At 73.0% G+C, this 14369-nt stretch carries 17 protein-coding genes; 9 read left to right on the forward strand and 8 right to left on the reverse strand.

The window, feature by feature from the left end:
* Nucleotides 1–41: 41 nt before the first annotated feature.
* Nucleotides 42–506, reverse strand: a complete 465-nt coding sequence (locus ACQP1V_RS23085) for a MarR family winged helix-turn-helix transcriptional regulator (RefSeq protein ID WP_433411601.1) — start codon at nucleotides 504–506, stop codon at nucleotides 42–44.
* 60 nt (nucleotides 507–566) lie between these two features.
* Here ACQP1V_RS23085 and ACQP1V_RS23090 point away from each other — a divergent pair, with 60 nt between their 5' ends.
* Nucleotides 567–983: a cupin domain-containing protein gene (locus tag ACQP1V_RS23090; RefSeq protein WP_433411603.1), complete on the forward strand. Its 417-nt coding sequence runs from the start codon at nucleotides 567–569 to the stop codon at nucleotides 981–983.
* Nucleotides 984–1052: 69 nt separating this feature from the next.
* On the opposite strand, the gene ACQP1V_RS23095 is transcribed toward ACQP1V_RS23090, so the two are convergent.
* Nucleotides 1053–2534: a nitronate monooxygenase gene (locus ACQP1V_RS23095; protein WP_433411605.1), complete on the reverse strand. Its 1482-nt coding sequence runs from the start codon at nucleotides 2532–2534 to the stop codon at nucleotides 1053–1055.
* Between the two features lie 415 nt (nucleotides 2535–2949).
* Here ACQP1V_RS23095 and ACQP1V_RS23100 point away from each other — a divergent pair, with 415 nt between their 5' ends.
* Genes ACQP1V_RS23100 through ACQP1V_RS23110 form a run of 3 tightly spaced genes read left to right on the forward strand, consistent with a single transcriptional unit; the run spans nucleotide 2950 to nucleotide 4267 of the window.
* Nucleotides 2950–3399, forward strand: coding sequence for a hypothetical protein (locus tag ACQP1V_RS23100; RefSeq protein ID WP_433411607.1), 450 nt, complete (start codon nucleotides 2950–2952; stop codon nucleotides 3397–3399).
* On the forward strand, nucleotides 3396–4103 hold the full coding sequence (gene narJ / locus ACQP1V_RS23105) for a nitrate reductase molybdenum cofactor assembly chaperone (RefSeq protein ID WP_433411609.1): 708 nt from the start codon (nucleotides 3396–3398) through the stop codon (nucleotides 4101–4103). Before ACQP1V_RS23100 ends, narJ begins: the two co-directional genes overlap by 4 nt.
* 5 nt (nucleotides 4104–4108) lie before the next feature.
* Complete coding sequence (locus ACQP1V_RS23110) at nucleotides 4109–4267, forward strand: hypothetical protein (RefSeq protein ID WP_433411611.1); 159 nt, start codon at nucleotides 4109–4111, stop codon at nucleotides 4265–4267.
* Here ACQP1V_RS23110 and ACQP1V_RS23115 read toward each other — a convergent pair.
* Entirely contained in the window at nucleotides 4243–4737 is a 495-nt protein-coding gene (locus ACQP1V_RS23115) for a MarR family winged helix-turn-helix transcriptional regulator (protein ID WP_433411613.1), read from the reverse strand. The two genes, ACQP1V_RS23110 and ACQP1V_RS23115, sit on opposite strands and share 25 nt — an antisense overlap.
* Before the next feature lie 78 nt (nucleotides 4738–4815).
* On the opposite strand from ACQP1V_RS23115, the gene ACQP1V_RS23120 reads away from it, so the two are divergent.
* Nucleotides 4816–5991 (forward strand): FAD-dependent oxidoreductase, encoded by a 1176-nt coding sequence (locus tag ACQP1V_RS23120; RefSeq protein ID WP_433411615.1) that lies wholly within the window; start codon nucleotides 4816–4818, stop codon nucleotides 5989–5991.
* Between the two features lie 21 nt (nucleotides 5992–6012).
* On the opposite strand, the gene ACQP1V_RS23125 is transcribed toward ACQP1V_RS23120, so the two are convergent.
* Nucleotides 6013–6831, reverse strand: coding sequence for a TetR/AcrR family transcriptional regulator (locus ACQP1V_RS23125; RefSeq protein WP_433411617.1), 819 nt, complete (start codon nucleotides 6829–6831; stop codon nucleotides 6013–6015).
* A 78-nt stretch (nucleotides 6832–6909) separates the two neighbouring features.
* On the opposite strand from ACQP1V_RS23125, the gene ACQP1V_RS23130 reads away from it, so the two are divergent.
* Both ACQP1V_RS23130 and ACQP1V_RS23135 read left to right on the forward strand, forming a co-directional pair.
* Entirely contained in the window at nucleotides 6910–7893 is a 984-nt protein-coding gene (locus tag ACQP1V_RS23130) for an ATP-binding cassette domain-containing protein (protein WP_433411619.1), read from the forward strand.
* On the forward strand, nucleotides 7893–8717 hold the full coding sequence (locus tag ACQP1V_RS23135) for an ABC transporter permease (RefSeq protein WP_433411621.1): 825 nt from the start codon (nucleotides 7893–7895) through the stop codon (nucleotides 8715–8717). Before ACQP1V_RS23130 ends, ACQP1V_RS23135 begins: the two co-directional genes overlap by 1 nt.
* An 80-nt stretch (nucleotides 8718–8797) precedes the next feature.
* Here ACQP1V_RS23135 and ACQP1V_RS23140 read toward each other — a convergent pair whose 3' ends face one another.
* From ACQP1V_RS23140 to ACQP1V_RS23150, 3 genes are read right to left on the reverse strand one after another with little or no spacing between them, the layout of a single operon-like run.
* Entirely contained in the window at nucleotides 8798–9988 is a 1191-nt protein-coding gene (locus ACQP1V_RS23140) for an alpha/beta hydrolase family protein (protein ID WP_433411623.1), read from the reverse strand.
* A gap of 21 nt (nucleotides 9989–10009) precedes the next feature.
* Complete coding sequence (locus ACQP1V_RS23145) at nucleotides 10010–10807, reverse strand: hypothetical protein (protein WP_433411626.1); 798 nt, start codon at nucleotides 10805–10807, stop codon at nucleotides 10010–10012.
* On the reverse strand, nucleotides 10804–11727 hold the full coding sequence (locus ACQP1V_RS23150; protein WP_433411628.1) for an ABC transporter ATP-binding protein: 924 nt from the start codon (nucleotides 11725–11727) through the stop codon (nucleotides 10804–10806). Before ACQP1V_RS23150 ends, ACQP1V_RS23145 begins: the two co-directional genes overlap by 4 nt.
* Nucleotides 11728–11902: 175 nt before the next feature.
* On the opposite strand from ACQP1V_RS23150, the gene ACQP1V_RS23155 reads away from it, so the two are divergent.
* Entirely contained in the window at nucleotides 11903–13099 is a 1197-nt protein-coding gene (locus ACQP1V_RS23155) for a sensor histidine kinase (protein ID WP_433411630.1), read from the forward strand.
* Nucleotides 13096–13752, forward strand: a complete 657-nt coding sequence (locus ACQP1V_RS23160; RefSeq protein ID WP_433411633.1) for a response regulator — start codon at nucleotides 13096–13098, stop codon at nucleotides 13750–13752. The genes ACQP1V_RS23155 and ACQP1V_RS23160 overlap by 4 nt, the downstream gene beginning before the upstream one ends.
* 6 nt (nucleotides 13753–13758) lie before the next feature.
* On the opposite strand, the gene ACQP1V_RS23165 is transcribed toward ACQP1V_RS23160, so the two are convergent.
* Nucleotides 13759–14352 carry a TetR/AcrR family transcriptional regulator gene (locus tag ACQP1V_RS23165; RefSeq protein WP_387414376.1) on the reverse strand — a complete coding sequence of 198 codons (594 nt, stop codon included), beginning with the start codon at nucleotides 14350–14352 and terminating at the stop codon, nucleotides 13759–13761.
* Nucleotides 14353–14369 lie beyond the last annotated feature (17 nt).

Consider the following 14369-nt stretch of genomic DNA (forward strand, 5'->3'; position numbering starts at 1 on the left):
TAGCATCTGAAACCTGCCCCTCCCCGCTCGGGCGTGGGAGGTCAGCCGAACCAGCCGGGGATGTCGAGGCGGAAGGCGTCGTGCGGCGTGACCCGCCGCAGGTCGGCCTCCAGGGCGCGCAGCCGGTCCTCCCCCAGCGTCGCCGCCCAGCCCGCCCGCAGCTCGTCGAAGATCCGCGCCGACCTCGCCAGGGCGTCCAGGCCGTGCGGCGTCAGCCGTACGATCTTGCGCCGCGAGTCGCGCGGGTCACGGGCGCGCTCGACGTAGCCGAGGCGCTCCAGCGTCTCGACGGTCTTGCCGGCGGCCTGCTTGGAGACTCCGAGGGTGCGGCCGAGCTCGACGGCGGTGGTGCCGTCCACGCCGATCGCCTGCATGACGAATCCGTGCATCGGCCGTACGTCGGGATGCCCCTGCCGGGCGAGCTCGGCGTGCAGCGCGTCGATGAGGGTGCGAAAGCCCAGGAAGAGCCGCAGCGGCAGCTCGAAGCCGGGAGGGTCGTTTGACACGATAGACAACCAGGTTCACTATCTAGACAACGTAGTTGCCCATCTTAGGAGATGCCTGCCATGCCCGTCATCCGTGCCGATGAAGCCCGCAAGACCAGCACGCCCAACGGCGTCATGACCACGCTCGCCTCGCCCTCCCAGGGCGGCGCGGGCCAGGCCATGTGGCGCGTGGACATGCCGGCCGGCTCCGTCGGCCCCCTGCACGTGTTCGACACCGAGCAGATCTGGACCCTGCTGTCCGGCGGCTGCGCGGTCGACCTCGGCGGCGAGAAGACGACCGCCGCCTCGGGCGACACGATCGTGCTGCCCGCCGACGTGGCCCGGCAAATCTTCGCCGACACCTCCGACGGCTTCGCCGCCATCGTCACCGCGCCGGCGGGAAGTCGCGCCTACAACCCCGGCGGCGTCACGGCCGCCGACGCGTGCGACATCGCCCCCAAGGACGCCGAGCGGATCGTGCCTCCCTGGATCGCCTGACCGCCTCCCCATCGCAGGTCCCCGGCCTCGCCCCCGCACGCCCCCGACGGCACGTGCGGGGGCGATTCCCTAGGGCCGCCCCTCCCGCGCGTCACCGAGCAGGTGGGCGACGACGTCGGCCGCCCCATACCCTTCGGGCAGGTCGCCGAGGAAGTCCAGATCCTGGCCGAGCGTGAGCAGGGCCGGCTCCGCGTAGCCGTCCGGCCGGTGCTGCCCGAGACCGATGGCGGCGACCAGGCCGTTGCACACGCACCGACGCCCGTCCGCCTCCTCCGGCTGCCCTCCCTTACGCAGGTACGCGTCCACCGGCTCGGCCGGGCAGCGGAAGCCCACCCCGCCTTCGGGCCGCACGTACGGAGTGCGCAGGTGGCCGAGATCGCACAGCCGGGGCCGCCGCTCGTAGACCTCCGGCTCGGCCATCGTCTCCTCCAGCCCGGCCACCTTGAACGGGAACCCGGCCGGCGAGGCACGCGGGTCGTTGCGCACCCGCAGCCCGCCCGCCCGGGCCCGCTCCAGCAGCCGCCGCCGCTGCTTGTCGTCCAGCCCCGACTCGCGGCACAGCGCGAACGCCGTCCCCACCTGGACGCCCGCCGCGCCCGCGGCCCGCGCCCGCGCCAGCCCGTCCCGGCTCGCGTACCCACCGGCCAGCCAGAACGGCAGGCCCAGCGCGGCCACCTTTCCCAGGTTCACCTCATCGCGCGGGCCGTACACCGGCTGCTCACTCTCGTCCAGCCGCATCCGCCCGCGCGGCGGCGCGCTGTGCCCGCCCGCCACCGGCGTCTCCACCACGAAACCGTCCGGCCGGGTCTCCGGCGTACGCGCGAGATAGCCGGCGAGCACGTCGGAAGACACGATCGCCAGCAGCCGCGGCCGCTTCAGCGGCTCCGACGCCCGCCCGAGCAGCGCGACCGGGTCGACGCCGACCGCGTGCCGCTCCCCCGACTCGGCTCCCGCCACCGTGACCGAGACCTCGGCCGGCAGGTGCGCGGCGAGTCGATCGAGCAGCCGCGGGATCTGCGACGGGATGCCCGCCCCCATCAGCACGTAGTCGACGCCCGCGAGCATCGCCCCGTACGCCGCCGCGGGCGTCGCCATCTGGATCTTCTCCAGATAGTTGATCCCGATCAGGCCGCCGTCGCGCCGGGCCAGGAACACCTCGGCGAAGTTGGCCACCACGGCCAGCTCGTCGCGCGCCCGGTTCGGGCGCAGGCCGAGCCGGGGCACCGGCCGGTACGGCGCGCCGGGCCCGATCCCGCCGCGCACGTAGTACCTGGCCAGGATCCGCTCGCTGAGCGCGGGAACGGGGAACGCGGCCAGCGCCGCGCGCAGATGCCCTCCCGGGTCGCCGTCCTGGAGCCGCCGGGCCAGCGTGACGTCGAGCGCCACCCCGGACACCACGCCGAGCTGACCGGTCCGGGCGACGGCCCGCGCCAGCCGCCACCCGGACACGCCTACTCCCATGCCTCCCTGGATGAGCGCGGGCAGCCCGCCCTCGGACGCGGCCGAAGCGGACGGGACCGGGCCGTGAACCGGCCGCTCGGCGATGGTCAAGGGGAGAACCTCCTGCTCGGCGGCGCGCCGGACCTGTGCGCGGCCCGGACACGTCAATGGATGCGGGACGAGTCAACCGCCACCCGGCGATCTCCCTGTAGTGACCAAAGTCCCGAGAGAGCGGGCCCGCCGTCACATCAGTACCGCGCCGCCACTCCAATCCGTACGGTTTATCACTCTCCGTGACGGAGCATCCCTGATGTGACCAAAGGGAACGGGGGTGGAGCCATGGCGGGGATCGACGGGCCGGTGAGCGACGCCCTCGTACGGCTCGGCCGCTACCTCCACCCCGGGACCGTCTCCCCCGACCTGCGCAGCCTCCACCAGGTGGGCAAGCGCCAGGGCGACGTCTTCTACCGCGACCGGTGGAGCCATGACAAGGTCGTACGCTCCACACACGGGGTGAACGGAGCCGGTGCGGGCCGCGCTACGCCGCCTGGCCGCGATGCGCTCCTACATGCGGGACATCAACCTCGGCCGACCGCCGCGCGAGTCCGTCGCCGCGGCTGTGGGGATGACCGGCGAGCGGATCGAGGCGATGCACCGGCTGCTCGCGATCGCCGCCTACGACGAGCGCTACGTCATCCCGACCGCGCACCCCGAGCAGGGGCCCTGGATGGAGGAGCTCGCGACCGGCTGCAGCCTCGACTACGAAGGCGGCCCCGGGATGAGCGGCCCCTTCGAGGAAGCGTCCGGCGAGCCCCCTCCCATCGCGGTCGAGACCTTCCACGCGCTACGGCAGCGGCAGCGGAGCGACGCCCTCCTCCGCCCGGAGGAACGCCGCGAACGGGTCAACCTCCTCAACTGGGACGGCAAGGAACTGCCTGAAGGGCTGTTCCCCAAACGGAAGAAGAAGGACTCATGATCGGACCCGCCGGGCACGCCGCCTCGGGGGACGGCGCGGTACGCACCGTCCACATGACGGCCTCGATCCTCCTGAGCTACCCCGACGAACGGCTGCCCGCCGCCCGGCCGCTGATCGGCGACTGCCTGGCCGCACTCGCCGACGCGCCGCGTGCGGACGGGAGCCGAGGCGCGATCGGGGAGGCGGCGGGCCATCTCGCCGCGTTCCTCGTCCACGTGGACGCCACCCCGCTGCCCGAGCTGGCCGCCCACTACGTGGCCGTCTTCGACCTCAAACGCCGATGCTGCCCGTACCTCACCTACTACACCCACGGCGACACCCGCCGACGCGGGATGGCGCTGCTGCGCTTCAACCACGCCTACCGCGCCGCCGGCTACCGGCCACCCGCCGACGAACTGCCCGACCACCTCGCCGTCGTGTGCGAACTGTCCGGACGCGGCGCCGTCCGCGAGGCCACCCGACTGCTGCGCGAGCACCACGCCGGCATCCAGGTCCTGCGCCAGGCCCTCCTCGCCGAGCACTCTCCCTACGCTCACGTCGTCGCCGCCGTCCTGGCCACCCTCCCGCCACCCGGACCGCGGGAGCGCGCCGCCGCGCGGCGGCTGGCCGCCGAGGACGTCGGCCTCGACCCGTACGCGGTCATGGGCGGACCGCTCACCCCGCCGTCGTCGTCGCGCCCGACGGCGACGGGAGAACCACGATGACGACCTTGACGACCACTGCGATGACCACCGCGATGACCACCGCGGACGTCCACCTCCGGGGCTTCAAGGACATCGGCGTCGGCGCGGACGACGCGCGCGAGATGGTGATCGTGGACGGTTCCTGGGAGAGCGCCCGCCCCTACCTCGGCGTCCCGGACGCCTGACCCACCGCGTCCGGGCTCGGGGCGGCGTGCAGGTTGTCCAGCATCCGGCGCAGCATCCCGGCGAGCCCGCGCACCTCCTCCTCTGAGAACCCCGCGAGAAGCCGAACGCTGGCCCGCCCGAACACGGGCGCCAGGCGCGGCACGAGCGTCCTGCCCTCCTCGGTCAGCTCCACGACGATCGAGCGGCGGTCGCCCGCGTTCCGCTGCCGCCTGACCAGCCCCTTGGCCTCGAGGCGGTCGAGCAGCCGGGTCATGCCGGCGGTGTCGGTGCCCAGGTGGGACGCGAGCCGGTTCGGGCTGGTCTCCCCGTGTGCCGCCCGCATCAGGAGCGCCGCCTGTTGGGAGGTGACCCCGTAGGGGGCGAGCATCCCCTCCACCGCCGTGCGCAGGTCGCGCCCCACCTGGTTGATCAGCGAGCCGCCGCCGAGCACGAGTTCGACGGGAACGCCGCCGGGTGATCGATCCTCCATGCCGCAACAATAGCTGTTCCGCCATTTACTGTCGCGACAGTGAAATGTTACGGTGACCGTCCACGAAAGGACCCGCACATGCACGTTGTGATCGTCGGTGGCGGGCTCGGCGGGCTCTGCCTCGCCCAGGGCCTGGCCAAATCCGGCGTCAGCGTCGCCGTCTACGAACGCGACCCCTCACCTCACGCCCGCGACCAGGGCTGGCGCATCACCCTGAAAGAGGACGGCAGCCGCGCCCTGCGCGAGTGCCTCCCCGCCCCGCTCTTCGACCTCTGCGTGACCACCGCCATCCGCCCCGCCACCCGGATGGCATTCCTCGACCACCGGCTCACGCCCGCGTTCACCAAGCCGATCCCCGCCCCGCCCGCCGACACCGTCTTCGGGGTCAACCGGCTGACCCTGCGGGAGATCCTCCTCACCGGCCTCGACGTGCGCTTCGGCGCGACCTTCACCCGCTACAGCCACACCCCGGACGGCCGGGTCCGCGCCCGCTTCGCCGACGGGACCACCGCCCACGCCGATCTGCTCGTCGGGGCGGACGGCACCGGCTCGGCGGTGCGCCGCCTCCTCGTCCCCGGCGCCGAGCTCGACGAGATCGGCGGCTTCGTCTACGGACGAACCCCCATCACTCCGGGCCTGCTGCACGAAGTGCCCGAGATCCTGATCGACAGCTTCAACCGCCTCACCGCCCCCGGCGGCGCCGCGCTGTCCGTCGCCACCTGCCGCCCCCTGCGCACCCCCTCCGAGGCTGCCGCCGCGTACGCGCCGGACGCCCGGCTCACCGACATCCCCGGCTACTTCGCCTGGACCGTCGCCGGCGACGAGGGGCGGCCGCCCGGCGGCGACGGCTTCCACCGCGCCGACGGCCCGACCCTGCACCGCCTGGCCCTGGAGGCGATCCACGGCTTCCACCCCGCGGCCCGCCGGATCGTCCGGGAGGCCGACGCCGCGGCCACGTTCCCGGTGCGGCTGCGCTCAGCCCGGCCCGTCCGCCACTGGGAGACCACGAACGTGACGCTGCTCGGAGACGCGATCCACACCATGTCACCCGGCCGGGGCGAGGGCGCCAACGTCGGGCTCAGGGACGCCGCGCTGCTGCGCCGGGCCGTCACCGCGGCCGCCGCCGGCGCCTCACTGACCGAGACGATCCGGCACTACGAGACCGACATGCTCGCCTACGGCTTCGCCGCCGTCCGAGCCTCCCTCACCCAGCCGTTCGCCCCGCGCGCCGCACGCGGCCCGGCCCGCCCGTAGCGGCGCCGGGCCGAGAGCCCGTCAGGCGCCGCCCTCCGGTGACGCGGAGCCGACACGGGAACGGACGAACACCTCGACGCCGTCCAGTACCCGCGCCAGGCCGAACTCGAAGGCATGCTCGGGGTTGTAGGGCGCGTTGTGCGCCTCCCCCGCCGCCGCCCCCACCCGCGCCGCGACCGGATAGCGGCGGGGATCCATGACCTTGCTCAGGAACGGGGCGTGCGCCCACCACCACTGCTCGTCGGTCATGCCGGTCAGCCGCTCGACCTGCTCCGCCTCCACCGCGCCCCGGACCGCGCCGTTGACGAACCCGGTCACGAGCGTGACCACCGCGTCCATCTCCGTGTCGCTCAGCCCGATGCCGTCCACCGCGCGCAGCGAGTGGTCGTAGACCGCCGTCACGTTCGGGCCGAGCGGCGGCCGGCTGCTCCCCACCTGCAACATCCACGGATGGCGGTGGTAGAGCGCCTTGTGATCCCGGGCGATCGCCTCCAGCCGCGCCCGCCAGCCGCCGTCCGGCTTCCCGGCCGCGTCGGCCGCCTCCTCCTCGCGGGCGGGCAGGGGCAGCTCGCCGTACACGGTGTCGAGCATGACGTCGATCAGCTCGGCCTTGCCCGGCACGTACGTGTAAAGCGACATCGTGCCGACGCCGAGCCGTTCGGCGACCTTGCGCATGGACAGCGCGGCCAGCCCCTCGGTGTCGGCCACCTCGATCGCCGCGCGCACGATGCGGTCCACGCTCAGGTCCGGCTTGCCCTTGCGGCTGGCCCGCTCCGCCGTCCGCCACAGAAGCGCCAGGCTGCGGGCCGGATCACCCCGGCCGGTGTACTCGGTCGTCATGGTCCGCGAAGTCTACTTCCTCCCGTACCGTATGGTGTACGGTACGCCGTACAAAGACCCGATCCGAGGAGAAGCCACATGACCTTCGCCGTCGTCGCCGAGGCACTGCGCAAGCGGTACGGCGACACCGAGGCCCTCACCGGCCTCGACCTGGCCGTCACCGAGGGCACCGTCCACGGCCTGCTCGGCCCCAACGGCGCGGGCAAGAGCACCGCCGTACGCATCCTCACCACGCTCCTGCGCGCCGACGGCGGCCGCGCCGAGGTCGCCGGCCTCGACGTCGCCACCCGGCCCGCCGAGGTACGCCACCGAATCGGCCTGGTCGGCCAGCACGCAGCGGTGGACGAGGTCCTGACCGGCCGGCAGAACCTGGAGATGTTCGGCCGGCTCCACCACCTCGGCGCCCGCCGCGCCCGCACCCGCGCGCTCGAACTGCTGGAGCGGTTCTCCCTCACCGACGCGGCCGACCGGCCCACCGCCCATTACTCCGGCGGCATGCGCCGCCGCCTCGACCTCGCCGCCGGCATGATCCTCGTGCCGCCCGTGCTGTTCCTCGACGAGCCCACCACCGGGCTCGACCCACGCGCCCGCACCGAGGTCTGGGACGCCGTCCGCGCCCTCGTCGCCGACGGCACCACCGTGCTACTCACCACGCAGTACCTCGAGGAGGCCGACCAGCTCGCCTCCCGCGTCTCCGTGATCGACTCAGGCCGCCGCATCGCGGACGGCACCCCCGACGAGCTCAAGGGCATGATCGGCGGCGACCGCCTCGACGTGACCGTGCGCGACCCCCGCGACCTGCCCGCCGCCGCGGCCGCGCTCGCCCGCGTCTCCACCGCCGACCCCGAGGTCGACCCGGACACCCGCCGCGCCAGCGCACCGGTACGCGAACGCGCCGCCGCCCTCACCGAGGTCGTCCGCGCCCTGGACGACGCCGCCGTCACCGCCGAGGACATCGCCGTCCGCCGCCCCACCCTGGACGAGGTCTTCCTCCAGCTCACCGGCAGACGCGCCGACCCCGCCCCCGGCACCACCCCGCGCGGCACGGAGGTGGCCGCCTGATGACCGTCATCCTTCCGCCCGTCCCCCGCACCCCGGCCGCCCGACTGCGCTGGGCCGCCGCCGACGGCTGGACCATCGCCCGCCGCACCCTCACCCACTGGGCACGCCGCCCCGGCGAGACCGCCGTCGCCCTCCTGTTCCCCGTCCTGATGGTCCTGATGTTCGGCTACCTCCTCGGCGGCGGCATCCTGATCCCCGGCGGCGGCGACTACCGCGAGTTCCTCCTGCCCGGCATGTTCGCGATGACCATGCTCTTCGGCATCGAGACCACCTTCGCCGCCATCGCCACCGACGCCGCCAGGGGCGTCACCGACCTGTTCCGCTCCATGCCCATGGCGCCCTCCGCCGTCGTCACCGGCCGCGCCACCGCCGACATGCTGCACTCCGCCCTCGGCCTCGCCATCATGATCGGATGCGGCCTCGCCGTCGGCTGGCGATGGCGTGGCGACGCCGCCGACGCCGCACTCGCCCTCGCCCTGCTCCTGCTGCTCCGGCTCGCGTTCCTCTGGATCGGCATCTACCTCGGCCTCCTCGCACGCGGACCCGAGTCGCTCGCGGCAGTGCAGCTCCTCGTCTGGCCGGTCGGGTTCCTCTCCAACGCGTTCGTCCCGACCGGCACCATGCCGGGCTGGCTCGGCACGCTCGCCGAGTGGAACCCGATCTCGGTCACGGCCACCGCCGCCCGGCACCTGTTCGGCAACCCGGGAACGGGCGACTCCTGGGTCGCCGAACACGCCGTCGCGCTGGCCGTCGCCTGGCCCGCGCTGCTCATCGCGGTCTTCTTCCCTCTGTCCGTACGCCGCTACCGGCGGCTCAGCCGCTGATACCCCTGGCGGATCGGCTCGGTCCTGGCGGTGGCATGGGGCACGCTCAACACCGCCGACGGCGAGGGCCGCCTGCGGGGTCAGGGGTTGTGGAAGGCGACCTCGGGATTGGCCGGTGACGGGCCGTCCAGCAGTGGTTGCTTCCTGCCTTTCAGATGCAGGTCGAAGAAGGCGCCGACGTAGGCGCGGATGAGCGCAAGCCCGCGTTCGGCGGCGATGGTGTCCGGAGCCGGCAGGCCGGCCTCGCTCATCGGGATGGCCAGGTCACTGAAGCTGCTGTGCTCGGCATGGGCGACGGTGAGCCAGCGCTTCCAGCCGCTCATCCTGGGCCAGCTCTCGTCCCAGGTGCTGTCCTTGCCGGGGATGTGGTCGGCCTGGCTGCCCAACAGCAGGAAGGGGCGGTCGAGTGTGACGGCGGGGTGGAAGGTGCCGTCCAGGTTCACCCCGGCTCGTACGCGCTCGTCCACGGTGATGGTGGCCGCACCGGCATCGCCGCCGAGAGAGTGGCCCGCCATGCCGATGCGCCTGGGGTTGATCAGGTTGGCGTGTTTCCAGGCGGGGTGGCGGCCGGTCAGCCGGTCGAGGACGAAGGAGATGTCCTCGGTCCGGTTCTTGGTGATGGCCGCCTGCCCGCCTTCGGGGGGCTTGGGCTGGTCGCACAGGGGTGCGCAGGTGAGCAGGCCGACGCCGGGGAAGGTGGTGCCGGAGGATTCGTAGGCGTGGTCGACCGCCGCGACAACGTAGCCGCGGCTGGCCAGGTCCTCGGCGAGGAAGGTGAGGCTGGCGCGGGGCAGACCAAGGCCGGGCGAGAGCACCACCAGCGGGTGACGGCCGTTCTCAGGCGGGGCGCCAGTTCGGGCGTGGGTGCGGATGCCGCTGATGATCTCAGCGGGAAGGTCGGCGCCGGGGGCCTTGCGCCGCAGCAGCGATGCGGCCTCCTCGGGGGCCATGTACGGGGCGGGGTCGCCGGCGGCGGAACGGGCGGGGTAGTACAGCGAGAGCATGAGCCGGCGCGGGCCCGAGGCCGGGACCCAGGGGTCCTTGCGGCTTTTGTCGACCAAATAGAGCGTGTCGCGGCCGACCGGATCGGGGCCGGTGGGGCGGGGCAGTTCCAGCCGGAGAGCGGCTGGGGACGCGGCGCCCATGATGGCGGGGCCGGATCGCGTGGCCGAGACAGCCGACGCGGTCGCCGTGGCGCAGGCCGTGACGGTCAGGGTGAGGCAGGCCGTCAGCGGAACGGCCAGCAGGCGCGGAGACAACGGGGTCTTCATCGGATTCCTTTCGGCAGGCGGTCACACGTCGCGGCGACGCACGACGATCAAGGTCACGACGGCGGCGGCCAATGGCCAGAGCGCGAAGACGGCCCAGGACCCGGCCACCGTGGGCAGCGCGGGGTCGTCACGGAGCTGGGGCAGGCCCAGGCAGTTGCGCCAGACGTAGAAGGGGACCAGGGCGAACAGGTCGTTCTGCCACTGGTGGACGGTGGGCTTGAGGAAGGTGGGCACGATGACCAGCGCGGCGCATACGGTGACGACGGCGGCGGCGGTGTGCCGCACCAGCGCGCCGATGCCCATGCCGGCCAGCGCCGACACCGGCGCGAGCAGCGCGTTGGCGGCCAGGACACGCAGCACGCCTGGATCGCCGAGCGAGACGGCGACGCCGCGGCCCGACAGGATCGCCTGGCTGACGCCGAACGTGCCCGCCGAGATGAGCGTCCCGGTCGCCAGCGTGACGGCCCCGGTGACCGTGAGTTTGGCGGCCACGACGAGGTGGCGGGCCGGGACGGCGGCAAGGGTGGTCCGGATCAGGCCCGTGGCGTACTCGCCGACGATGGTCAGGGCGCCCAGGCTGCCCGCGCCGATCATCAGCATGCAGGCGCCCAAGCCGCTGAACGCCTCGTTGAGGGGGGTGGACCTGGCCTTCTCCATCGCGGTGAAGCCGGGCCAGCTGTTGTAGGCGTCCAGGCTGCTTCGGGCGGCGAACGCGACGATGGCCAGGGAGCCCAGGCCGACCAGCCAGGAGGTCGAGCGCAGGGACCAGAGTTTGATCCATTCGGCGGCGAGCAGATCGCGGAAGCGGGCGGTGGTCATCGCGCGTCACCGACCCGAACATCGGCGCGATAGTCGGCACGGTCCGCGGTCAGCTCCATGAAAGCCTGCTCCAGGGAGGCGGTGCGCGGGGCGAGCTCATGCAGCATGATCCGGCGCTGATGGGCCAGCTCGCCGATACGGGCCGCGCCCAGCCCGGTCACGGTCAGAACGTCGCCGCCGTCCGGCCGTACGTGCGCACCCTCCAGAGCGAGGACGGCCGCCAGCTCGGCAGAGTCGGGCGTGCGTACCGATACCGAGGCGCCGGTGCCACGGGCGGCGAACACGGCCAGGCTCTCGGCGGCGATCAGCTCGCCACGGCCGATGACGACCAGATGGTCGGCGGTGTTCTCCATCTCGCTCATCAGGTGGCTGGAGACCAGCACGGTCCGTCCTTCGGCGGCCAGGCGGCGGAACAGGCCGCGTATCCAGCGCACGCCCTCGGGGTCCAGGCCGTTGACCGGCTCGTCGAACAGCAGCACGGGCGGGTCGCCCAGTAGGGCGGCGGCGATGCCGAGCCGCTGGCGCATGCCGAGGGAGAACCCGCCGATGCGGCGGCGCGCCACCCCGGCCAACCCCACCTCCTCCAGCACGTCGGCCACCCGGCGGCGGGGCAGGCCGTTGCCGCGGGCGAGCGCGTGCAGGTGGGCGGCGGCGGTGCGACCGCCGTGGACGTCGCCGGCGTCCAGCAGCGCGCCCACATGACGCAGCCCGGCCCGATGGCGGGCGAAGGAGCGGCCGTCGATGGTGGCGCCCCCCGCGGTGGGGCGGTTCAGGCCGAGAATCATGCGCAGAGTGGTGCTCTTGCCGGCGCCGTTCGGGCCGAGAAACCCGGTGACGTGCCCCGGCCGAACGGCGAACGTCAGGTCCCGCACCGCCGTCACCGCGCCGTAGCGCTTGGTCAGTCCATTGACTTCGATCACGTGGTTCACGGTGTCGCAGCGCACAGGTGCGCCACATCTGGCCGCAGGCCGATTCTCACTGGCCCGCGGGCATACGCCCGCGGGCCGATGCTCCATCCACGATCAGCTGACTACGATCGACCAGGTGCGCGACAAAACGCCCATACCGCCGCTTTGGTCACGGTTGCCTCGGGGCGTGCAGAGCCTGCTCACCTGGTGCGGCGTCGCGGCCCTGGTGCCACTGCTGTGGGCCATGACGCTGAGCAAGGGCGAAAGCCTGCTCCCGGTGGGCGCGGCCCATGCGGCGTTCACCGTCGCCATGGCCGTCCCCCTCGCCTGGGCACGGCAACGGCCGGCCCTGGTGCTCGCGATCCAATTGGCCGAAATCGTCGCGGTGACCGCGCTGGGACAGCCGGCGCAGTGGATCTGGCCGCTCTTCCCCGCGTCCGACGTCCTGGTCTTCCTCATCACCGCCACCCGGTCGCGCCGCACGGGCCTGACCGCGGCGGGCGCCACGCTGATCGTGCAGCAGACGAGCCGGCAGGTGGATCTGCTGCACCTCGGCCTGCGTTCCTGGGCACCCGGCTTCCTCGCGCTGTCGGTCCTGCTCGCCCTGGGCGTCCTGGTCGCCTGGATGGCCGCAATGGTCATCCGGCAGCGGCGCGAGTACGACCTTGCGCTGCGCGCGCACGCCGAGGCCCGGGCCGTCACCGACGAGCGGCTGCGCATCGCCCGCGAACTACACGACATGGTCGCGCACAACATCGGCGTCATCGCCATCCAGGCCGGCGCGGGCGCTCGCGTGATCGACAGCCGCCCGGAGCAGGCGCGCGAGACGCTGACCACGATCGAGGCCACCAGCAGACAGACCTTGAAGGGCCTACGGCACCTGCTCGGCGTGCTCCGCGACACCGAGCACGGGCACCCCGGCGCGCCGCCTGCCCCGGCCCCTCCCGCGACGCTGTCAGACGTCGACCGGCTGGTCGAAACGGCCGCGACGGCCGGCCTCCACGTGGACCTGCGCCGACGCGGTCGACCACACCCCCTGCCCGACGCCGTCGACCGGTCCGCCTTCCGCATCGTCCAGGAGTCGGTGACCAACGTGCTCCGCCACGCGGACACCGGCCACTGCCAGGTCGTACTCGATTACAGGAGCGAGGAATTGCGCATCGACGTCATCGACGACGGACCCGGCGACGCCACCCCCTCCAGCGCCCCCATCGCCAGAGAGGGAAGCGGGCACGGGATCACCGGCATGCGCGAACGGGTCGACCTGCTGAACGGAGACTTCGGCGCGGGCCCCCGGCCCGACGGCGGCTTCCGCGTCACCGCCCGGCTGCCGCTCACGACCGCCGAGGCACCGGCCCAGGCCGGCTGGACGGAGGCCCCGTGACGATCCGTGTCGTACTCGCCGACGACCAGCCGCTGATCCGCGCCGGCCTGCGCATGGTCATCGACACCGCCCCCGACGTCGAGGTCGCCGGAGAAGCCGGGACCGGCGCCCAGGCCGTTCAGCTCACCAGGCAGCTGCACCCCGACGTCGTGGTGATGGACATCCGCATGCCCGGCATGGACGGCATCGAAGCCACCCAGACCATCACCGCAGAGTCCCCGAACACCCGCGTGATCATGCTCACCACGTTCGACGACGACGACAACGTCTACGCCTCCCTGCGCGCCGGAGCGAGCGGATTCCTGGTCAAGGACATGGCGCTGGAGGACATCCTGTCCGCCGTCCACGTTGTCGCCGCCGGAGACGCCCTGATCGCGCCCAGCGTCACCCGCCGCCTCATCGAGGACTTCACCCGCCGCCCCGCCCCCGCTCCTCAGCCGCGCCGGCTCACGAGCGTCACCGGACGGGAACACGAGGTGCTGACCCTGGTCGGGCGCGGCCTGTCCAACGCCGAGATCGCCACTCGGCTGCACATCAGCCCCGGCACCGCGAAAGCACACGTGGCCAGCCTGCTCGCCAAGCTGGGCGCCCGCGACCGGGTACAGCTGGTCATCGCGGCCTACGACGCGGGCCTGGTGTCCCCGTCCCGCTGAACGTCCTCAGGAGGCGCCGCCCTGCGACAGGGAGTCGAGCCAGCGGGTGAGCCGGGCTCCTTCACGGGTCATGACGTCCGGGTCGCGCAGGGCGCTGGCCAGCAGGGACATGCCCTGGTAGCCGGCGACCAGGGTGAGCGCCAGGCCGTCGGGGTCGGGCAGGCCCAGCTCCCGGAACTGGCGCTCCACCCAGCCCAGCAGGAGACCGATGACCTTGCCCGCCTCCTCATCGAGCCCTCCCTCGGCACGTTTGTCCAGTTCGGCGGCCAGGGTGCCGGTAGGGCAGCCGAAACGGACCGCGACGTCACGCTGCTCCACCCAGGCGGCGACCAGGGCCTTGAGGCGGTGGAGGGGGTCGGGGTGCCGATCGAGCTCGCCGGTCAGCTCGGCCAGGTGAGCGGCATGCTCGGCCAGGGCGGCCTGAACCAGCTCGTCCTTGGTCTTGAAGTAGTAGTACACGTTGCCCACCGGCACATCGGCCGCGGCGGCGATGTCGGCGATGGTGGTGCGCTCCACACCCTGCCGATGGAGGACGTCGGCGGCCGCAGCCGTCAACCTCCGCCGCTTGTCAGCCGACCGGGACACTGTTGAGTTAGCCACCTCACTAATCATAGACG

The organism is Microtetraspora malaysiensis (genome assembly GCF_050947145.1).
GTDB classification, from domain to species: domain Bacteria; phylum Actinomycetota; class Actinomycetes; order Streptosporangiales; family Streptosporangiaceae; genus Microtetraspora_A; species Microtetraspora_A malaysiensis.

Excerpts from the sequence above, each read along its gene's own strand:
- ACQP1V_RS23090 (WP_433411603.1), top strand. The coding sequence starts at position 567 with ATGCCCGTCATCCGTGCCGATGAAGCCCGCAAGACCAGCACGCCCAAC.
- narJ (WP_433411609.1), top strand. The coding sequence starts at position 3,396 with ATGATCGGACCCGCCGGGCACGCCGCCTCGGGGGACGGCGCGGTACGC.
- ACQP1V_RS23115 (WP_433411613.1), bottom strand. The coding sequence starts at position 4,737 with ATGGAGGATCGATCACCCGGCGGCGTTCCCGTCGAACTCGTGCTCGGC.
- ACQP1V_RS23120 (WP_433411615.1), top strand. The coding sequence starts at position 4,816 with ATGCACGTTGTGATCGTCGGTGGCGGGCTCGGCGGGCTCTGCCTCGCC.
- ACQP1V_RS23125 (WP_433411617.1), bottom strand. The coding sequence starts at position 6,831 with ATGACGACCGAGTACACCGGCCGGGGTGATCCGGCCCGCAGCCTGGCG.
- ACQP1V_RS23130 (WP_433411619.1), top strand. The coding sequence starts at position 6,910 with ATGACCTTCGCCGTCGTCGCCGAGGCACTGCGCAAGCGGTACGGCGAC.
- ACQP1V_RS23135 (WP_433411621.1), top strand. The coding sequence starts at position 7,893 with ATGACCGTCATCCTTCCGCCCGTCCCCCGCACCCCGGCCGCCCGACTG.
- ACQP1V_RS23140 (WP_433411623.1), bottom strand. The coding sequence starts at position 9,988 with ATGAAGACCCCGTTGTCTCCGCGCCTGCTGGCCGTTCCGCTGACGGCC.
- ACQP1V_RS23145 (WP_433411626.1), bottom strand. The coding sequence starts at position 10,807 with ATGACCACCGCCCGCTTCCGCGATCTGCTCGCCGCCGAATGGATCAAA.